The 18,122-nt window shown below is 55.9% G+C and carries 16 protein-coding genes; 6 read left to right on the top strand and 10 right to left on the bottom strand.

The features are described from left to right. Positions 1-393 precede the first annotated feature (393 nt). The 6 genes from EBC_RS21330 to EBC_RS21305 all read right to left on the bottom strand — a co-directional run bounded on the left by EBC_RS21330 (position 394) and on the right by EBC_RS21305 (position 8,456). Positions 394-1,224, bottom strand: coding sequence for a hypothetical protein (locus EBC_RS21330; protein ID WP_013203942.1), 831 nt, complete (start codon positions 1,222-1,224; stop codon positions 394-396). Beyond that, a complete protein-coding gene (locus EBC_RS21325; protein WP_013203941.1) occupies positions 1,221-2,819 on the bottom strand; it encodes a hypothetical protein in 1,599 nt (532 codons plus the stop codon). Before EBC_RS21325 ends, EBC_RS21330 begins: the two co-directional genes overlap by 4 nt. Before the next feature lie 14 nt (positions 2,820-2,833). After that, entirely contained in the window at positions 2,834-4,336 is a 1,503-nt protein-coding gene (locus tag EBC_RS21320; RefSeq protein ID WP_013203940.1) for an OmpA family protein, read from the bottom strand. A gap of 617 nt (positions 4,337-4,953) precedes the next feature. Further along, entirely contained in the window at positions 4,954-6,285 is a 1,332-nt protein-coding gene (locus EBC_RS21315; RefSeq protein ID WP_013203939.1) for an MFS transporter, read from the bottom strand. Between the two features lie 86 nt (positions 6,286-6,371). Continuing rightward, positions 6,372-7,313, bottom strand: coding sequence for a 2-hydroxyacid dehydrogenase (locus EBC_RS21310; RefSeq protein WP_013203938.1), 942 nt, complete (start codon positions 7,311-7,313; stop codon positions 6,372-6,374). A 150-nt stretch (positions 7,314-7,463) separates the two neighbouring features. Further along, complete coding sequence (locus EBC_RS21305) at positions 7,464-8,456, bottom strand: LacI family DNA-binding transcriptional regulator (RefSeq protein ID WP_013203937.1); 993 nt, start codon at positions 8,454-8,456, stop codon at positions 7,464-7,466. A gap of 270 nt (positions 8,457-8,726) precedes the next feature. Between EBC_RS21305 and idnO the strand changes: the two genes are divergently transcribed. The 3 genes from idnO to EBC_RS21290 are packed head-to-tail and all read left to right on the top strand — an operon-like array spanning position 8,727 to position 10,533. Continuing rightward, positions 8,727-9,488, top strand: coding sequence for a gluconate 5-dehydrogenase (gene idnO / locus EBC_RS21300; RefSeq protein ID WP_013203936.1), 762 nt, complete (start codon positions 8,727-8,729; stop codon positions 9,486-9,488). Positions 9,489-9,503: 15 nt separating this feature from the next. Then, positions 9,504-10,070, top strand: coding sequence for a gluconokinase (locus EBC_RS21295; RefSeq protein ID WP_013203935.1), 567 nt, complete (start codon positions 9,504-9,506; stop codon positions 10,068-10,070). Beyond that, positions 10,060-10,533: a YhcH/YjgK/YiaL family protein gene (locus EBC_RS21290; RefSeq protein WP_013203934.1), complete on the top strand. Its 474-nt coding sequence runs from the start codon at positions 10,060-10,062 to the stop codon at positions 10,531-10,533. The genes EBC_RS21295 and EBC_RS21290 overlap by 11 nt, the downstream gene beginning before the upstream one ends. A 72-nt stretch (positions 10,534-10,605) precedes the next feature. Here the strand turns inward: EBC_RS21290 and EBC_RS21285 are convergent, their stop codons facing one another. The 4 genes from EBC_RS21285 to EBC_RS21270 form a co-directional block, all read right to left on the bottom strand. Then, positions 10,606-11,154: a hypothetical protein gene (locus tag EBC_RS21285; RefSeq protein ID WP_013203933.1), complete on the bottom strand. Its 549-nt coding sequence runs from the start codon at positions 11,152-11,154 to the stop codon at positions 10,606-10,608. A 306-nt stretch (positions 11,155-11,460) separates the two neighbouring features. Then, positions 11,461-12,861 (bottom strand): cytochrome c, encoded by a 1,401-nt coding sequence (locus EBC_RS21280; protein WP_013203932.1) that lies wholly within the window; start codon positions 12,859-12,861, stop codon positions 11,461-11,463. Then, positions 12,858-14,516 (bottom strand): GMC family oxidoreductase, encoded by a 1,659-nt coding sequence (locus EBC_RS21275; protein ID WP_013203931.1) that lies wholly within the window; start codon positions 14,514-14,516, stop codon positions 12,858-12,860. The genes EBC_RS21280 and EBC_RS21275 overlap by 4 nt, the downstream gene beginning before the upstream one ends. Positions 14,517-14,543: 27 nt before the next feature. Further along, the gene (locus tag EBC_RS21270; protein WP_013203930.1) at positions 14,544-15,110 is read right to left on the bottom strand and encodes a sugar dehydrogenase complex small subunit; all 567 of its coding nucleotides are present in this window, start codon (positions 15,108-15,110) and stop codon (positions 14,544-14,546) included. A 412-nt stretch (positions 15,111-15,522) separates the two neighbouring features. Here EBC_RS21270 and EBC_RS21265 point away from each other — a divergent pair, with 412 nt between their 5' ends. Genes EBC_RS21265 through EBC_RS21255 form a run of 3 tightly spaced genes read left to right on the top strand, consistent with a single transcriptional unit; the run spans position 15,523 to position 18,096 of the window. Beyond that, positions 15,523-16,419: an ABC transporter substrate-binding protein gene (locus EBC_RS21265; protein WP_013203928.1), complete on the top strand. Its 897-nt coding sequence runs from the start codon at positions 15,523-15,525 to the stop codon at positions 16,417-16,419. Further along, entirely contained in the window at positions 16,416-17,342 is a 927-nt protein-coding gene (locus EBC_RS21260) for an amino acid ABC transporter permease (RefSeq protein WP_013203927.1), read from the top strand. The genes EBC_RS21265 and EBC_RS21260 overlap by 4 nt, the downstream gene beginning before the upstream one ends. Next, complete coding sequence (locus tag EBC_RS21255) at positions 17,335-18,096, top strand: amino acid ABC transporter ATP-binding protein (RefSeq protein WP_013203926.1); 762 nt, start codon at positions 17,335-17,337, stop codon at positions 18,094-18,096. Before EBC_RS21260 ends, EBC_RS21255 begins: the two co-directional genes overlap by 8 nt. Positions 18,097-18,122: the final 26 nt, after the last annotated feature.

The raw sequence follows: 18,122 nt of genomic DNA, 5'->3' as shown, positions 1-18,122 counted from the left end.
AATTCATGGGGTTAACTACGTCAAATTGTTACTGAATCAAAAAAGATATTCCCATCATGAAATTATCTTCAGGTGAAACTATATAAATAAACTTCAGCGGCAACCTTACCGACAAAAGCCCCTGCCAGTAAAAGCAGGGGCTTTTCGAGTCATTACAAGGTGCTGCACGTTACCCGTAACAGCCAATCAATAAATCCTGTCAATGATAGCGATCAAGCCGATATCAGTTAATGCTCAGAAACCGCCCCGTAACCATAAAAAAGATTCGTAAAAGAACGGGGTAGCGGCTGGGGTGATGGGGAAGGATTGCCCGCATAACGCGGGTTTTCAGACCCACAAAAAAAACGCCTCCGGGCTGGAGGCGTTATATATGAACCAGGAGTCAATTAACCGTTATTTAATTTCAACCGTCAGCTCTGGCGCACCAAAGCTCACCAACTCAGCGTTTGAGGCGGTGAAGTACTGCTGCCAGAACCCTTCAAGCTGCTGCATGATCTTACCCGAACGATAATTATTTTTGGCGGAGGTATCAATCAAACCTGCTCCAGCCACATAGACTTTGGCACCGGAGAAATCAGCTATCAGGTTCTGTTTCGTTACCCGCGCCAGCTCTTTATCTGGCGCAAGCAGTCGGATCTGATTGTTGCTGTAGAAGCTGCCAAAATCACTGTTCTCCAGCATATCCGAGACCAGCACCACGGATTTATCCGGGGCCGGATCGCTTTTCAGATCCTCTGCAATACGCTTAAGACTGTCGAGGATTTCGCTTTTAGCGATGTTGTCACCTTCTGCTGCAAAGCTGGCGGCCAGCAGCTTGCCGATACCCTGATCGAAGTATTGCTTCTGCTTAATCAGGCAGGCATCGAGGTTTTTCAGGCTCTCCATCCCCATATTGTTACGGGCCTTTTGATCGGTAAACAACGCTTCCAGTTTTCCGTCAAATACCCGCTTCATATAGTTGTCCTGCAACAGGGCAGAGAACTGATACATCACAACACGATCCCCGGGTTGCACGTAACGGATCACGTGCTGCCAGACCGACTTTTTCAAATCCAGCGGGATCTTCACCGTTTGATCGACAACAATCACCAGCTCACGGCCACTTTCTGCCGGGCGCTCAGCGTCCAGCTTCGAATAGTGGTAACAACTTGGAATGTCGTTACGATCGGCGGCGTGGATGCCGCAGGACAGGCCCAGTAAAATCAGGGCTAGCCAGCTTCTCATGCTTCACCCTTTGCCCGGGTTTTATTCAATAATTGCTGAACACGCTGGCGTTTCAGCACGGCTTCCAACGACAGGCCCTGATCTTCGGCAATCAACGCCAGATCATCTTCATCCAGCCCAATTAGATCGCCAAGCGCGTTAATCCGCTCTTTCTCATCCTCTTTAACGGCGCTTGCTTGAGGCAAGTCAATCACCGCGGCTTCACGGGCGGTATCAACCACATGCAGGGTGCGTGGGGTGGTGACAGGAGATTGAGGCGCCCGAACGGGTTCAACCTGAGCATAATTAGCGCTTTTCAGATGCTCGCTCAGCTCATGCTCGGAGCGTGCCTTGTCGCGAATTTTCCCGCTGACGTAATCATCAAAGGTGGGCAATTCATTCTGCTGCTGGCTCTGACTGCTGGTGCGCTTCATCATCATGCGATTCTGCAGCGCGCTCAGTTTCTCCTGTCCGTCCCGCTCAACCCGCTCACGGCGCATGCTGTGCCAGGCTGAGAACTCTTCGGAACCACTGAAGTTACCGGCATATTTTGCCGCCATCTTGGACTCGATACCGGCAAAGGAACGGTAGATGCCAATCAGAATACCAATCAACTGCACGCCAACGAAGATCACCGACAGAATGATAAAGGTCAGCTTGGAGGCGAATACGCGGTTATTGCCAATCTCTTTAGACGCCTGGCTGTCGGCTTTCGCATTGTCGGCGACCGCATCAGCAGGCAGATCGAACGGCGAGCTTTGCACATCAATGCTCTGGCTGAACGGCGTGCCGTTAACTGCCTGAGTGTCCATGGAATCAATGGTCGCGGCACGGACAAAATAAGCGCCGACGGCAAAGAACAGGATCAACGCCAGCGCGATTGCGGTGGCCCAGTATTGAGGCTTAACGTGCACGTTGGTGCTGACACGGTTATGCATCTGAACATAGTTAGGCTCGCCGTCATCAAGACGCGTTTCTTCCAGCGAGACATGGGCATTTTTTGACAAGCCCTTGGCCGTGCCGCTATGGCGCGCATCTTCATACCAGTAACGGATCTTTTTGAGCAGGGTATTCTTATGCAGTTCTGCGCCCATTAAATGGGTTGCAGGCACCAGCACCACCCCGATTAAAACCGAGATCACAATGGCGGAAAACTCAGCCTGATTGGCGGAGATGTTGTTGGCAATAAACGGAGAAAGCACCAGGGCGAAAATAAAGGCTTCCAGCAATACCAGCGCCACGCTGCAGAACCACAATAATGGGCCGGTAGGTTTGCGTCCGCGCTCGTCGACCTTATTCAGGTAGTTGACGCAACGCAGATAGAAATCGGCGTTAAGGTTGAAGGATTTATGATGCTGCCAGTATTTGGCACAGAGCGCTTCCTCAGCCGGATACCAGAATTTACCACCGGTCCCGGCGCGGCGCGGTTCATTATTGCGTGAAAGGCGGGCAATAAATCCGACAACGGGCAGGCTGCTGAAGAAGTTCAGGAAGAAATAGCTAACCTGTTCCCACCAGCGAATAAAGATAATTACCAGCGCCATCAGGCCGAGTAGTGGCCAAAAAATATAGCGGTAAAGGGAGATCGCTTCCGCGATGCTCTGGAAAAGTTCCATTGTCTGTTCCTTAATTAACTACGGACCGGGAGATAGTTCGCCATATAAGCGTTGCTGTGACTGGAGTAGAAAAGCTGCCCCTGCTGCGCTTTGGCTGCATTTTTTGGCATCAGAAGATCGATACAGGAAAGAGGCTGGCCGTCGGCCGCAGGCATATAGACGCGATAAAGGATGCTGTCCTCGCCTTCCCACGCATTTGCCACAGCCTGAACCGGTGCATCAACCTTGCGGTTACCCGTGGACTGATAGTTTCGGGTGATATAGACCTTCGGATTAACTTCCACCGTGGCGTTTTCTTGCAATACCTGGACTGGCGAAAGGGTGACCAGATGGTTATTGACCAGCCCGGCCCAGGCATGGCCATTCATATTTGGCAGATAGTCTTTGGTGCGATGGGTATCAATCGCTTTGCCGCTGGCAAGATTTTTTGCCGCCCCGGCGACACGGGCGGTATCGGTCAGGCAACTGCCGGTGACCTGGCTGGCATTCGCTTTGGAAATCAGGCTGAAGCCACTGCTGAGCGGTTTGAGGTTAGCAGCCAGCGGCTGCATGGCGCGGCTGACGGGCTGGCCGCCAAAATCAACCCAGTTTTTGCCATTGGTGGGTTGTGAAGAAGGGGTTGCTGCGGCTGTCTGGCTCGACTCTACTGCGCTTGCAACCTCATCGGTTTTACTGGCACGGGATTGAGAAGAGGAGGTCTGTTTTGCCGGACGCGCCGTTTTGCGTGAGGACGTGGTGGCTTTAGGTTTTGCCATGCTGTCTGCGGACTGCGTGCCGTAGCGAAGGTAGGCAAGGTTGCTGCCTTCCTGCTCAACACGCTGTTTCAGCAAGGCTTCATTCGCCAGACCGACAATCTCGACCCGACGGTTTGCCGATCTTCCGGCGAGGGTAGCGTTGTCAGCTATCGGACGGGATGAGCCCGCGCCCTGGAAATAAAGTCGCTGTGGATTCAGACCTGCCTGCTGTAATACGCGTCCGACACTTTGCGCCCGGCTTTCTGAAAGCTTCTGGTTCCAGCTGGCGTTGCCGGTGGCATCGGTATGCCCAACAATAAGCACCACACCTTGCTGATCGTCCTGCTTCATAACGGCCGCAAGTTTTCTTACCTGGCGTAAGCCATCAACCGATAGCTGCGCACTGTCAGTATCGAACATGCCGTTATCTTCAACCTGGGCGACGATACCGACATCTTTTTTGCCGCCACTTTCCTGAGCCTGTAACGGGCTCGAGCTGATGACGATATGTTCTTCAGCAGCAATCTTGGCCAGCGCCTTTTCGCGATTCTGCCAGGCATTGCCCGCTACGCATCCGGCGATCCCACCGGCCAGTCCGCCAGCAAGGGCTTTTCCGGCATCTTTAGTGAGTAAATAGGTCAGCCCACCGCCCAGTGCCGCGCCACCAATACATCCAATGGCCGTGCCATAGTTTTGACCCGTTTCGTGCAGACTGGCGCAGCTTGATGACAGCATAACGACGGCCGTCAGCAGGCTAATCTTCCCTAAATGATTTCGTTCCACATCCTCTCCTTTATCCTTGTCCATCCCAAAAAGTAAAATTCATGCCGCTATTCCCACATTTATTGGGGATTAAGCCTTAATAATTGACGTGTCGTTATTTATAAAAAAAATAAATCCCGGGGATCAGGCACGAAAACGCGCTAATCCACGGCGAAGCTGAATAATAATTTATGCAAAATAAGTTCCGCACTAAGCCAAATTACAGGGATAACGCATGGCTTAATGGCTGAAAATTGTATTTGCGGGAGAATAAATCATAGAAATAAGACGGCAATACCGTTAAATAAAATAATCACCTTGGGGTATGACCTGACTCTATGAAAAACCAGCACATTATTGCCATCTCCGCACGCGTTGTCCAGCAGTTACAAATCCCCTTAAATACGCGAGGGGAAGATGGAAGCCAGGCACAGTTGAAGAAGGGTTTGTTTAGGTAGGAGTATCGGCAGAAGTTTAAAAAAATATATAGCGAGGAACAGCCGAAGTGGAAAAAAATAATACTTTCTTTGAAACGGCGCATCTGGCGATTAATCTGCCCGTGAAATGAAAGAGCCCGGCTATTGCCGGGCGTCTCACAATACTTCAGACTTTGCGCTTTTCAACACTCAGCCAGCTAATTACCGTCCCTGATGCGAAACACCGTGCCCGATCTTGCCATGGCCGGCACTGACTTTCCCGTCGTCGGCATCCTCAACCAGGTCACACTGTTTCGGCAGCGTGGTGGCAATCAGACCGGCAATAATCAGCGAGCCTGCCAGCGCGCAGATGGCCGTTCCCTGACCGTAGAAGTAGATCATAATGCCGACCAGGTAAGGGCCGCAGAAGCCGCCCAGATTACCCAAACCGTTAATCACACCGCGTGCGCTACCGGCCAGTTCGGCCGAGGCGATACGGCCAGGCATTGACCAGAACGGGCTGGTGGCGGCTTTGAGGAAGAAACCACAGAATACCAGGGCGATATAGGCCGCGACGATATGCTGATGCAGCACCACGGATGCCAGCAGCGATGCGGCAAAGCAGAACAGCGAAATCATCACCCACAGACGGCGTTTACCGGTTTTGTCGCTGATCATCGAGATCAGGTAGATACCGACAATGGTCGCGACAAACGGCAGTATCGCCAGCAACCCCACGTTGGCCATATTGGCACCGGTCAGGTTTTTCAGAATGCTTGGCAGCCACAGCGTGTAGCCATAATCGCCGGTCTGGTAGAAGAAGTTCAGCAGCACCAGCTTCATCAACCCTTTGTTGCGGAACACGTCTTTCAGCCGCGCTTTGCCAACCGGCGCTTTCTTGCTGCGCTCTTCGCGCTCACGGGTCAGTTCGGTAATCAGGTATTCACGCTCACGCGCGGGCAGCCAGCGGGCTTCTTCCGGACGGTCGCTGATCACCAGCCACCACACCAGCAGCACGGCGGCAGACAGCAGGCCTTCGATGATAAATAACCAGCGCCAGTCGAAGGCGTTGATGATCCAACCGGAAATCGGCGCGGTAAACATGCCGCCCAGCGGCGCAAACATCATCACAAAGGCGTTGGCACGTCCCAGCTCTTTTTCCGGGAACCAGTTGCTGACCATGGTCAGCACCACCGGCAACATCCCGCCTTCCGAGATGCCCAGCACGAAGCGCAGACCCAGTAACTGCCAGTGATTGGTGACAAAGCCGGTGGCGATCGACACTACCATCCACGCCGCCAGAGACCAGGCGATAAACTTCTTGCCGCTACCGTTCACCGCCACGCGGCCGCCCGGCACCTGCAGGAATAAATAACCGATAAAGAAAATGCCGCTGGCGATACCGGCCATCTGGCTGGTGATGGCTAAATCCTGCTCCATGCCGCCAGGCAGGGCAAAGCTGATGTTCACCCGGTCCATAAACGACACAATGCAGGTGATCAGAATCGGGGCTATTACACGCAGCCAACGCGTGCCGGGTATTTTATTATTCATCTCAGGCCCTCTGGAAAAAAGTGGATGGCGGACCATCCCGGTGATGCAGGCCGACAACGCCGGCCTGGGCAGGTGGTATGAACGCGTTAATCGATGGCGGTCGGCAGTGGCTTCTGGTTGAAGAACGCCTCAACGTTGGCGAACACCACATCCGCCATCTGCTGACGGGTTTCGTGAGTGGCGCTACCCACATGGGGCTGTAACAGCACGTTGTTCAGCGCAATCAGCTCTTCTGGAACCTGCGGCTCCTGCTCGAAGACGTCCAGCGCGGCACCGGCAATCTCGCCTTTGCGTAAGGCCTGAATTAATGCGGACTGATCGACTAACGAGCCGCGCGCGATATTGATCAGCCAGGCATGTTTCGGCATCGCCTGCAGGACGGCGCTGTCAACCATCCCTTTGGTGGATTCGCCGCCCGAAGCCGCAATCACCAGGAAGTCACAGGATTTCGCCAGGCTCTGCACATCGTCGCACCAGCTGTACGGCAGCGACTCACGGCGGCTGCGGCTGGTGTAGCTGACCGGCATATCGAATCCGCTGGCGCGGCGGGCAATGGCCTGGCCAATGTTGCCCATGCCGACAATGCCGATACGTTTGCCGCTGACCTGGGTGCCGAGCGGTGGCGCGTTGTTCAGCCACTGGCCCTCGCGAACAAAGCGGTCGCCTTGGCACAGTCGGCGGGATGCCGCCAGCAGCAGGCCCATCGCCATATCGGCAACGTCATTGGTTAACACGCCGGAGGTGATGGTCACGGCAATCTTGCGGGCGCGGGTGGTGTTGAGGTCGATGGCATCGGTGCCGACGCCGAACACGGCAATCAGCTTTACCTGCGGTAACTGCTGCAGAACCTCGTTGCGAACGCCGATGTCGCCGCGCGTCACCACCGCCTGAATGCTGTCGCCAGACTGGGCCAGAAAGGCCTGCGGATCCTGCTGCTCGTACAGGCGGTGAACCGTCCAGCCAGAAGCCAGTCGGTCCATCAGGGCATCAGGTACGGGAGCGATTAGCAGGATGGCTTGAGTTGTCATGGGGTTCCCCTTCAAAGGCAGTACGTCGGATACGTACTATTAAAGGGGTTTCTGAGTATTTAATTGCGAGCTGGATCACACTGAATCGTGTTAGAAATCTGTGTTACCGACTACGTGATCGCGAAGGTGCTTATCGGCGGGTTTCCGGCGTCAGATGGTCGATCCCATCGACAGGCGATAGTGCAAATCTACCCGCTCGATGGTGGGAAGGTTGTTGATCTTCTTAATCAAAATCTCAGTGGCGGTTTTACCCATCTCGAAGCGCGGGGTGATGACGCTGGCCAGTTTCGGGGTTGTTACCTGACCGATCTCCAGCCCGTGGAAACCGGCTATCGCCATCTCCTGGGGCACGGCAATCCCGGCCGCCAGGCACTCCTGCAACACGCCTACCGCGAGGTCATCGTTGGTGCAGAGAATGCCGTCCATATCGGGATACATCTGGCGCGCCATGGTCATCATTCCGGCCCCGGTCGACACCGATGAGACCTTTTTTGGCGCGATGCGTCCGGTTGGCAGGCCCGCGTCTTCCACCGCTTTGCAGTAGCCGGCGTAGCGCTGCTCATCGCGGATATCGGACATTGAGCCGAAATAGATGATGCGCTTTTTGCCGCTGCCAATCAGCATGCTGGCCATATCAAACCCGGCCTGGAAGTTATTGAATCCGACGTTGACGCGGCCTTCGGTGGTGGTCAGCCCCATCACTTCCGCCACCGGAATGCCCGCCGCTTTCAGATACTTCTCGGCGCGCACGGTGTGGACCGATTCGGTCAGTAAGATTGCCTTAACATTGAAGGCCAGCACGGTGGCGATCTGCTCCTCCTCGCGCTGGCTGTCGTAGTCGTAATTCACCACCAGCGTCTGATAGCCCTGGGCGGTGGTCACCGACTCCACGCCGGCCAGCAGGTCGGAGAAAATCTGGTTATTAAAGGAGGGGATCAGCACGCCGATGCGGGGAAGGGCGTTGCTGGCGATGGCGTGATTATCCGGGTCCGGCTGGTAGCCCACCTCGGCAATCACGCTGGCAATCCGCTCGGCGGTGTCAGGTTTAACTTTTTCCGGCGTGCGGAGATAGCGGCTGACCGTCATTTTTGTTACACCCGCCAGAGTGGCAATATCATGTAACGTGATCCGTTGCATTTTCATCGTTGTTATCAGCCGACAGCCCTTGAATGCCTGCATTATGCCTGCTGCGACCCTTAAAGGAAATTGGATTAAAGTGCGGTTAATCCTGGTCTTGCGGCACGCGTTACGGTGAAAAGCCCGTCGCGATCACAGCAACGGTATCCTGGTTTCGTAACAGCGCTATAGGTGATCTGCATCACAGTTTAAAAGGGCTAAAAGCCGTGTGATAAGGCCCATACAGACTCACCTCGCGCGAGCCACTCACTGCCTGATGCAATGGAGCAGGAACAGATGAATCTATTCAGCTTAGAGAACAAACGAATTTTAGTGACCGGCGCAGCGCAGGGCATCGGTTTTATTATGGCGCGCGGCCTGGCGCAGCACGGTGCGGAAATCATCATTAACGGCACCTCAGAAGAGCGCGCAGAGAATGCGGCGATGAAGCTGCGCGACGAAGGCTTTACCGCGCACACCGCGGTCTTCAACGTCGCGGACCCGCAAGGGGTTGAAGCCGGGATTGAAAAGATTGAGTCCACCATCGGGCCAATCGACGTGCTGTTTAATAATGCCGGCATCCAGCGCCGTCACCCGTTCACCGAGTTCCCGCTGGATGAGTGGAATGACATTATTGCCACCAACCAGACCGGGGTGTTCCTGGTCTCCCAGACCGTGGCGAAGCGCATGATTACCCGCAACGCGGGCAAAATCGTCAACATCTGTTCGATGCAGAGCGAACTGGGCCGCGACACCATCACTCCCTATGCCGCAGCGAAAGGCGCGGTGAAAATGCTGACGCGCGGCATGTGCGTGGAGCTGGCCCGCTACAACATCCAGGTCAACGGCATTGCGCCGGGCTATTTCGAGACGCCGATGACCAAAGCGCTGGTGGACAATCAGGAGTTTACCGACTGGCTGTGCAAGCGCACGCCGGCTGCCCGTTGGGGCAATCCCGAAGAACTGGTGGGCGCGGCGGTATTCCTGTCTTCAAAGGCGTCTGACTTTGTGAATGGGCATCTGCTGTTTGTTGATGGCGGCATGCTGGCAGCGGTCTAACCCGGAGGAACCGAAATGGCAGGTCAATGCATTATTGTGATGGGCGTGTCCGGCACCGGGAAATCCTCGGTGGGGACGGCGCTGGCAAATGCCTTACAGGCGAAATTTATCGACGGGGACGATCTGCATCCCCGGCAGAACATCACCAAGATGGCGTCCGGCCAGGCGCTGAACGACGACGATCGTTTACCGTGGTTAGGCCGGCTTTCAGACGTAATTTTCAGCCTTGAGCAGAAGAATGAGTCCGGTGTACTGGTCTGTTCAGCGCTGAAAAAAAGCTACCGCGACCGGCTGCGTGAAGGCAATCAGAACGTGCATTTTATCTGGCTGAACGGCGACTACGACTGCGTGCTGGACCGCATGAAGCGGCGCAAAGGGCACTTTATGCCGGAGGCGCTGCTTAAAAGTCAGTTTGCCGCGCTGGAAGCACCCGGTGCAGAGGAGCGCGATGTTATCCCCGTGGATATCTCGCCTGCGCTGAGCACCATTGTGACCCGCTGCGTCAGCCTGTTGCAGCCCACTCCTGCGGCGCCCGCCGTGGCATCCTTACAACCGGAGACCGAACAACGTTATGATCATTGATACCCTCGAACAGGCAGCAAAAAATCCGCTTTATCCAGCGGTGATCCGCAACACCCTGCAGACTATCCAGGCGAACAATCCGCAGACCCAGGCGGTAGGAAAATACGCCATTCAGGGCGAGGCGATTTTCTACTCGGTGATGGAAAGCGAAACGCGCGATTTTAACGCGCAGCAGCCCGAGTTCCACCGCCAGTATATCGATATCCATCTGGTGCTGGCCGGGGAAGAGATCATTGGCGCAGGCCCGATCGGGCTGGAACGGGATCTGGTTGCTCCTTTTGAAGAGCAGAAGGATCTGGGCTTCTGCCATCGGATCGACAGTGAAACGCTGATCCACCTGCAACCCGGCGCGCTGGCGGTGATCTTCCCGCTGGAGCTGCATCGCCCAATGTGCACCTTCGGCGTTCCCTCTCCGCTGCGTAAGATCGTGGTGAAAATCGACAGCGCATTGCTGGTGGATTAATCCCGATCCGGCTTGAGGATCTTGTTTAGAAAGCGCCTGAAATCGGAAGATCTCAGGCGCTTTTTTAGTGGGTCAGTAGCCAGGAACGGCGCGGGTCCCCCAGTTCTTTGTGCCATTTCTGTCTTCAGCCATAAGCTCATCATGGACAGAGTCCAGCACCCACAAACACTTCGCGGCCAGGTTATTAGCCTCTTCCAATGCATGCTTCGTTGCGGCATAGAACAGGAGATAGGAGTGTTTGGATATATCAGGAATGCTGCCAAAACAGATATTATCCGTATCAAGATGCACGACCTTTCCCCGTGGCGTCATCTTATCGATTGAGTTCAGGGCCTCCAGCATAGCCTGAGGGTTACGGATTAACCCTCGCTGGGCCGCTTCAACCAGATCAGCGGTTTTTTCGTTATTAGATAACGCTCTGAACCAGGGCAGTATGGCTATCCATTCCGCATCGCCTTCAGCAACTTTAGTGGCAATAATGCTATGCCAGTCGGATTCGCTGACTTGAGCCTGAAAAGCGTTAACCCCATGCTCCTCAATCTGATGCTTTACCGCGGCAGGGCTCATCTCTGCACTGGCAAAGGCTGAACATAAGAGTAACGTCAGAAGAGCTCTTTTCATGGCACCACCAATAATTCTTTATCATTAGAATTCCAGATTTCACGCCTTAAAGTGGGAGGTAAAATAATACATCCCTCAGAGGCCCAGCCCGGTACGCCTTGAATGTTGATGCTAAAGCTTTGTGTTTTGACATCCAACCGGGAAGTGGCAAACTTTGCGCGCGGTAACGGAAATAGAATTAACAAACAGGGAGAGGTTAATTAGCGTCAGCGAAATAAATAAGATGGTGTTCGAATTAATTCTGAATTGTTAACTCATTGCCAACAGTAAAATAGCTGGGGTTAATTGAATTAACCCCAGCGATTATTATTTACGTCGTGCCCGACGCCACAGCAGAACAATAATCAGCACAATCACAATGACCGCAATGCTGCCAGGAACGATCCACGGCTGCACTTCGGCCAGCAGCGGTGGATGGCCGCCTTTACGCACCCAGGCAACATCGCCTGCGGTAACCGTACCTTCTGGATTGCCGTAGTTCTGACGGACAAAGTTGGTGATATCCGCCACCTGCTGATCGTTCAGCTTGTCGACATAAGATGGCGAGCTGAAGCCCGGCATCAGCACGTCACCATCGGCGGTTTTACGCTGCACACCAAACAGGATCGCCGAGATCAGGTTATTCGGATCGCGCAGCCCGGTTGCGGTGTTGTGGAACAGCGACGGATAAGCCTGATTCTTGCTGCCTGCGCCATCCGGCTGGTGGCAGCTGGCGCAGTTTCCGCTAAACAATGCGGCACCGGTGGTGAGCGAGTGGTTGGCATTATTCGGGTTGCGACCACGAATGCTGTTTTCAACATCCATCGGCTTGCCGTAAGAGAAGGCGGCCTGGGTGTCGCCATCGTCACGGATCGCCGGGGTGCTTTTCAGGTAAACCGCAATCGCCTTCAGATCGCTGTCCGGCAGATACTGCAGGCTGTTTTCAACCGCTTCCGCCATGCCGCCAGCCGCCTGGTTTTTCCCTTCGGCGCGACCGGTTTTCAGGTACTGCATCAGCTCCTGAACGCTCCAGCCACCAATGCCGCTGACCTTGTCGGAGGTGATGTTTGGCGCATACCAGCTGCCCAGCGGGCCGCCAGCCAGCGGCTTCGCGCTCTCTTCCTGCATCAGCACGCCGCGCGGCGTATGGCAGGTATTACAGTGCGCCAGGCTGTTGACCAGATAGTTGCCGCGGTTCCATTCGGCGCTTTTGCTGCTGTCCGGCTCGAAGCGTTTGGTGTTAGCAAACATCAGGTTCCAGAACTTCATGCTGAACCGCAGGCTGAACGGGAACGGCAGGCTGGTCTGCTGATTGGCCCGATCGACCGGCTTCACGCCGTGCTCAAAGTAGTAGTAGAGCGCGTGCAGATCCTCGTCGGTCATCTGGCTGTAGGAAGTGTACGGCATCGCCGGATAGAGCTGCGCGCCGTCAGCCCGCACGCCATCGCGTACCGCCGCGGAGAATTGCGCTTCGGTATAGTGCCCAATGCCGTTTTCGGCGGGCGTGATGTTGGTGGAGTAAATCACCCCCATCGGCGAGGCGATGGCATAGCCGCCAGAGAAAGCGGTTTTGCTGCCCGGCGCGGTGTGGCACGCCTGGCAGTCGGAGGCGGAGGCAACCTGCTGACCTTTATGCAGCAGGTTAACATCCAGGTCCTCAGCAGAAGCGGTAAGGCTTGCAGCGGTCATGCTGGCCAGCAGCAGGGAAAGCAACGTCAGTTTTTTCATACCCGCCCCTTCATGCGCATCGCCATATCCTGTGCCGCTTTCAACGCCAGCGCGGCCATGGTCAGCGTACTGTTAACCACGCTGGCAGACGGAATCGCCCCGCCGCCCGGCAGCCACAGATTCTCATGATCGAAGGCGCGACAGTTGCCATCGACCACCGCGTCTTTGGCGTCTTTGCCCATGATCACGCCGCCCATAATATGGTTGTTGGCGTTCAGCCCTTTGCTGATGTTGAACTCTTTGGCATCAAACAGCTGGCCGATATGCTCAAGCTGCGCGTGGGACGCTTCCGCGCCTTTACGCACGTAATCACCGACGTCGTAGTAAATATCCGGGCAGGGCAGGCCGTGCGGATCCAGACGGGTTTTGCTCAGCGTCAGGCGGTTTTCCGGATCCGGCAGCGGCTCAAGGCTGATCGACAGATCGACGCTGTGCACGGCGCGATAGCGGATCTCTTCGTCCAGCGCCTTGCCGACCAGACCTTTTGCCAGCGCCTGAGTGGTGGCAGCAACAACGCGCGAGATGTTGTTGAGGATCACTTTGTTGGCGGAGTAGTCGCGGCGGAACTCGCCATCGCGGTAGCCAACCATACAGCTACTCTGCGCCGGGCCACGACCCAGCCAGACCGGTTCTTTGGTCAGGAATGAGCAGTGGAAACCGGAGTGGTCCATCATATTACGGCCGACCATATCGGAGCTGTTGGCGATACCGGTTGGGTTAGCTTCGTTGGCCGCCATCAGCAGCAGGCGCGGCGTTTCGATGCCGTTACAGGCCAGCGCGAAGGCTTTGCCGCTGGCTTTATGCGACGCACCCGCGCTGTCTTTCCAGTGCACGGCGGTGATGCGGTTGTTGCTGTCGGTATCCATCTTGTAGACCACCGCTTCGGCCAGCACCACCGCACCCGCGCGCTCGGCACGTTCGATATGGTGAATGCCGTTATACATCGCGCCAATCGGACAGATCGGCTGGCAGTTATTGTTGCCACAGCAGGTCGGGCGACCTTCCCACGGACGGGTACTGCGGCCCTGCGGGATCGGCACCAGGTTGTAGCCGTGCGGGTTGACCACGCTGGCGAAATAGCTGTCGCCGTGGGCAAACGGCACCATATCCATCGGATAGGGCTGGCTGCGCTGGGAAGGTGACTGACGGGCGGGATCGTGCGGGCCCGCCACGCCAATTTCGTTTTCGGCTTTGCAGTACCACGGCTCCAGTTCGTCATAGGAGATTGGCCAGTCGCGACCGACGCCATATTTCGACTGCATGACAAAGTCGCTGGGATCGTGACGCCAGCAGGACGCCGCCCAGTGCCAGGTGGTGCCGCCGACGGTACGCAGATAGCCCTGCTGGAAACTGGAGGCGTTCGGGCCGGTCACGTTAACGTAGTTATTCGGCGGGAAGTAGAGCGGGGCGGGCGCGAATTTCGACTGCGGGTACAGCCCCTGGAAATCCGACCCTGCACGGTTAGCAAAAGGCATATTGCGCCAGTTCTCGACCGCCTGGGAACGCTCAATGCGCAGCCCGGCTTCCAGCACCAGCACGGAATAGCCCTGGCTGACCAATTCATTGGCAATCATGCCACCGACAACACCTGAGCCCACGATCACAATATCCGCGCTGGCATCGCCTTGCGCAGTAAAAACGGGTTGTTTGTTCATTTTTATCTTATTTTTTAATGTGTTGAATTACAGACTGGCGATCAAACCGTCGTTTTCATCCGGGACGGGTGCGGTCCACCAGATCGGGCCATTGCCGCAGTAGGTTGGCACCACCAGGCCATCGCTGACCGGGGCATACATCAGCGCCTGCTTATAGGCGACCAGCGTGCCGTGATAGTCGCTGCCGACGGTGCCGGTGTACCAGGCGGTAACGATCTGATAGAGGAAGTCTTTCAGTCCTGCCTGAGTGGCTTTGTCCATCAGCTGTTGCGCGCTGTCGCCGGCGGTCAGCAACTGCGCCAGGCGGGTGACCCTGGCGGTAAACTGCCTGTCACTGCGGGCGAAGGCTTCGTAGAAACGCGCGGCGAGGCCACTGTCGATCTGCTTATGCTCGGTGATGGCCTGCGAGACGGTAATAAAGTTTTTAACCGGATCGCTGGCGCTGACCAGGCTTGCCGCAAACGCCCGGCCAGGCCCGACGAACAGCGCTGCCGAGACGGTCAGATTGACGGCGGTGCGCAGGAACTCACGACGATTGGAACCGGTTCCATTTTTGGGCGGAACCAGAGAACGATCGGTTTTTGGCTGGTGCATGGTATCCCTGGAAAACGAAAGTGAGCGAGAAATGAGACTGAAGTCACAAATCTTACTGGGATGCCCCTGTTTTGTTAATGGGATATTGCAGGAATTTATCGAAATGTGACGATTTCAGCTCTAAATGATAATTTTGTTTAAAAATTAGTAGCCGATTTCATGCCTCCCTAAAACCCTTCTTCAGCAGATCCCGCCGAAATCCTGGTTGTGATGCCGGAAACCGCAGGCGAAGCCAGACTCCACGGGCCTTAAACAAAAACCGGCAAAGCTTAGCGTATTTTCACATTTGCTCTGGTTCCGCGGCTTCAGTGAGAATGAATCAAGCGTTCCATTAAATAAGATCCGGTGGCGTTATTCTTTTCCGTCTCTTTGGCGAGCGGATTGTTATCTTTATTCAGGAGAAAGAGTGCAAATGACATTATCTAAATGGGTATTTTCAGCATTGATGGTCGCCAGCCTGCCAACGGCCTGGGCTGCGGAACAAAATGTCCCGACTGAAAGCTCTTTGCACGTGTCGGCCGACAGCAAGCTGAAAAGCCAGCTGCCTGCTGAGATCCTGAAGCGCGGTTATATCGTCGCCGGAACCAACCCAAATACGCCGCCAACCACCTTTTATAAAGAAGATAACCGCACGCTGGTCGGTCGCGAGATCGACATTATGAATGCGGTCGGCGAACGCCTGGGCATTCCGGTGCACTGGCAGGATACCGGCGGCTTCGACAACATTATTCCGGGGCTGAAATCCGGCCGTTACGATGTGGCGCTGTCGAATATCAACGCCACCAAAGCCCGCCTGGCGCAGGTCGATTTCGTTGGCTATTACAACGCCTCGCGTCTGGGGATCATTGCCCAGAAAGAGGCCAACGTGAAGCCGTTTACCTCGCTGCTGGACGTCTGCGGTAAAACGGTGGGCGCCGGTGCCGGCACCACGCAGCTGACGCGTCTGGACCAGGCCAGCAAAGCGTGTGAGGCCGCCGGCAAGCAGCCGATTAAAACGGCGGTATTCCCGGATCGTCCGGCCGGTGTTCAGGCGGTGGTGAGCGGGCGTGTGCCGATGTTCTTCGGCCCGTATGAAGGTCTGACCTATCAGGTCAGCCAGGTTCCCGTGCTGGCCTTACCGGGCCAGATCCACGTCGACGATGCGCCGGTGTCCGTGGCCTTCGCTAAAGATTCTCCGCTGGAGCCTGCGGTGCAGGCCGCACTGAACTCGCTGATCGAAGACGGTTCGTACCAGAAAATTCTCGATAAGTGGAACATCGGCTTCGGCGCGGTGAAAGAAGCTAAACGCAATCTGGATATTTTTAAATGAGTAAAGACGACAGCCATCAGGATCCCGACACGCTGCGCATTGTCGGCAAACGCTATTATGGCCGCTGGATCAGCGCCTTAGTGGTGCTGCTGATGCTGGCTGCGGCGGTCAGCTCGATGGTACAGAACCCGCGTTTTGAGTGGCAGGTGATTGCCGACAGCTTTACCCAGCAGTCGATCCTGCAAGGGGTGCTGATGACGCTGCAGCTGACGGCGATTTCGGTGGTGCTGGGCTTTACCGGCGGCACGGTGCTGGCGTTAATGCGGCTCTCTTCCAATCCGGTGCTGGTCAGCGTCAGCTGGGCCTATACCTGGTTTTTCCGTGGCGTGCCGATGCTGGTGCAGCTGTTTCTCTGGTACAACATTGCCGCGCTCTATCCAAAGGTCTCTGTTTCGCTGCCCTGGGTCGGCGAGCTGTGGAGCGCGTCGTCGAACTCGCTGATCAGTCCGTTCAGCGCGGCGGTGATCGCCCTGGTGATGCACCAGGCGGCCTATGCGGCAGAAATTGTGCGCGCCGGCATCCAGAGCGTCGGCAACGGCCAGCTGGAAGCGGCCAAAGCGTTGGGCTACCGTCCCTCCGAAATTTTCCGCTATACCGTGCTGCCGCAGGCGATGCGCGCCATCCTGCCACCGGCGGGCAATGAAATCATCGGCCAGCTGAAAACCACCGCGGTGGTGTCGGTGATCGCCCTGCAGGACGTGCTGTTTTCGGCGCAGATTATTTACCAGCGCACCTATCAGGTGATCCCGCTGCTGCTGGTGGCGACGCTGTGGTATCTGCTGATGACTTCGGTGCTGTCAGTGGGACAATTCTACGTTGAGCGCTACTTTGCGCGCGGCGTCACCCGTAAAGAGAAGCGCGAATGGTTCAAACGCAAGCCGGCAACCTTTACCGCAGAGCAGGGGAGAGTGAGCAATGGCTGAAGCTATCTCGTTACGTAAAATCACCAAACGTTTTTCCGGCGTCACCATTCTGGACGGCATCGATCTGGATATTGCCGCCGGTTCGGTGACCACTATCCTCGGCCCGTCGGGCTCGGGTAAATCGACGCTGCTGCGCTGCATTAACCATCTGGAAAAGCTCGATGGCGGCACCATCCGCATCGGTGGCGCGTTGGTGGGCTATCAACAAAAGGGCCAGCTGCTGCACGAGCTGAGCAGCAAGCAGATCGCCGCACAACGCAGCCAGATCGGCATGGTTTTCCAGCAGTTCAATCTGTTTCCACACCGCACGGTGCTGCAAAACGTGATTGATGCGCCAATGCGGGTGAAAAAGCTCAGCCGTCAGCAGGCGGAAAGCAAAGGTCTGGCGCTGCTGAAGCAGGTCGGGCTGGCGGGACGTGAACACGACTGGCCGCAGCAGCTCTCCGGCGGTCAGCAGCAGCGCGTGGCGATTGCCCGGGCGCTGGCGATGGATCCCGAGGTGATGCTGTTTGATGAGCCCACCTCGGCGCTGGATCCGGAGCTGGTCGGCGAAGTATTGCAGGTGATCAAACAGCTGGCGCACTCCGGCATCACCATGGTGATCGTCACCCATGAAATCGGCTTTGCCCGTGAAGTGGCGGATAACATCGTCTTTATGGAAGAAGGGAAAATCGTTGCCTCCGGACCGACTTCAACCGTACTTGACGAAGCGCAAAACCCGCGCGTCCGTCATTTTTTAGCCACGGTACTTTAACCGTCGCGTTTTAACCGGGAAACACC

Source organism: Erwinia billingiae Eb661, assembly GCF_000196615.1.
Lineage (GTDB): Bacteria > Pseudomonadota > Gammaproteobacteria > Enterobacterales > Enterobacteriaceae > Erwinia > Erwinia billingiae.
This window is presented reverse-complemented; position numbering and strand designations above follow the sequence as displayed.

Bases quoted from the DNA above. Each gene is read 5' to 3' on its own strand.
- EBC_RS21290 (WP_013203934.1), top strand. From the start codon at position 10,060: ATGATCATTGATACCCTCGAACAGGCAGCAAAAAATCCGCTTTATCCA.
- EBC_RS21325 (WP_013203941.1), bottom strand. From the start codon at position 2,819: ATGGAACTTTTCCAGAGCATCGCGGAAGCGATCTCCCTTTACCGCTAT.
- EBC_RS21275 (WP_013203931.1), bottom strand. From the start codon at position 14,516: ATGAACAAACAACCCGTTTTTACTGCGCAAGGCGATGCCAGCGCGGAT.
- EBC_RS21265 (WP_013203928.1), top strand. From the start codon at position 15,523: ATGACATTATCTAAATGGGTATTTTCAGCATTGATGGTCGCCAGCCTG.
- EBC_RS21270 (WP_013203930.1), bottom strand. From the start codon at position 15,110: ATGCACCAGCCAAAAACCGATCGTTCTCTGGTTCCGCCCAAAAATGGA.
- idnO (WP_013203936.1), top strand. From the start codon at position 8,727: ATGAATCTATTCAGCTTAGAGAACAAACGAATTTTAGTGACCGGCGCA.
- EBC_RS21295 (WP_013203935.1), top strand. From the start codon at position 9,504: ATGGCAGGTCAATGCATTATTGTGATGGGCGTGTCCGGCACCGGGAAA.
- EBC_RS21310 (WP_013203938.1), bottom strand. From the start codon at position 7,313: ATGACAACTCAAGCCATCCTGCTAATCGCTCCCGTACCTGATGCCCTG.
- EBC_RS21260 (WP_013203927.1), top strand. From the start codon at position 16,416: ATGAGTAAAGACGACAGCCATCAGGATCCCGACACGCTGCGCATTGTC.
- EBC_RS21330 (WP_013203942.1), bottom strand. From the start codon at position 1,224: ATGAGAAGCTGGCTAGCCCTGATTTTACTGGGCCTGTCCTGCGGCATC.
- EBC_RS21255 (WP_013203926.1), top strand. From the start codon at position 17,335: ATGGCTGAAGCTATCTCGTTACGTAAAATCACCAAACGTTTTTCCGGC.
- EBC_RS21285 (WP_013203933.1), bottom strand. From the start codon at position 11,154: ATGAAAAGAGCTCTTCTGACGTTACTCTTATGTTCAGCCTTTGCCAGT.
- EBC_RS21280 (WP_013203932.1), bottom strand. From the start codon at position 12,861: ATGAAAAAACTGACGTTGCTTTCCCTGCTGCTGGCCAGCATGACCGCT.
- EBC_RS21315 (WP_013203939.1), bottom strand. From the start codon at position 6,285: ATGAATAATAAAATACCCGGCACGCGTTGGCTGCGTGTAATAGCCCCG.
- EBC_RS21305 (WP_013203937.1), bottom strand. From the start codon at position 8,456: ATGAAAATGCAACGGATCACGTTACATGATATTGCCACTCTGGCGGGT.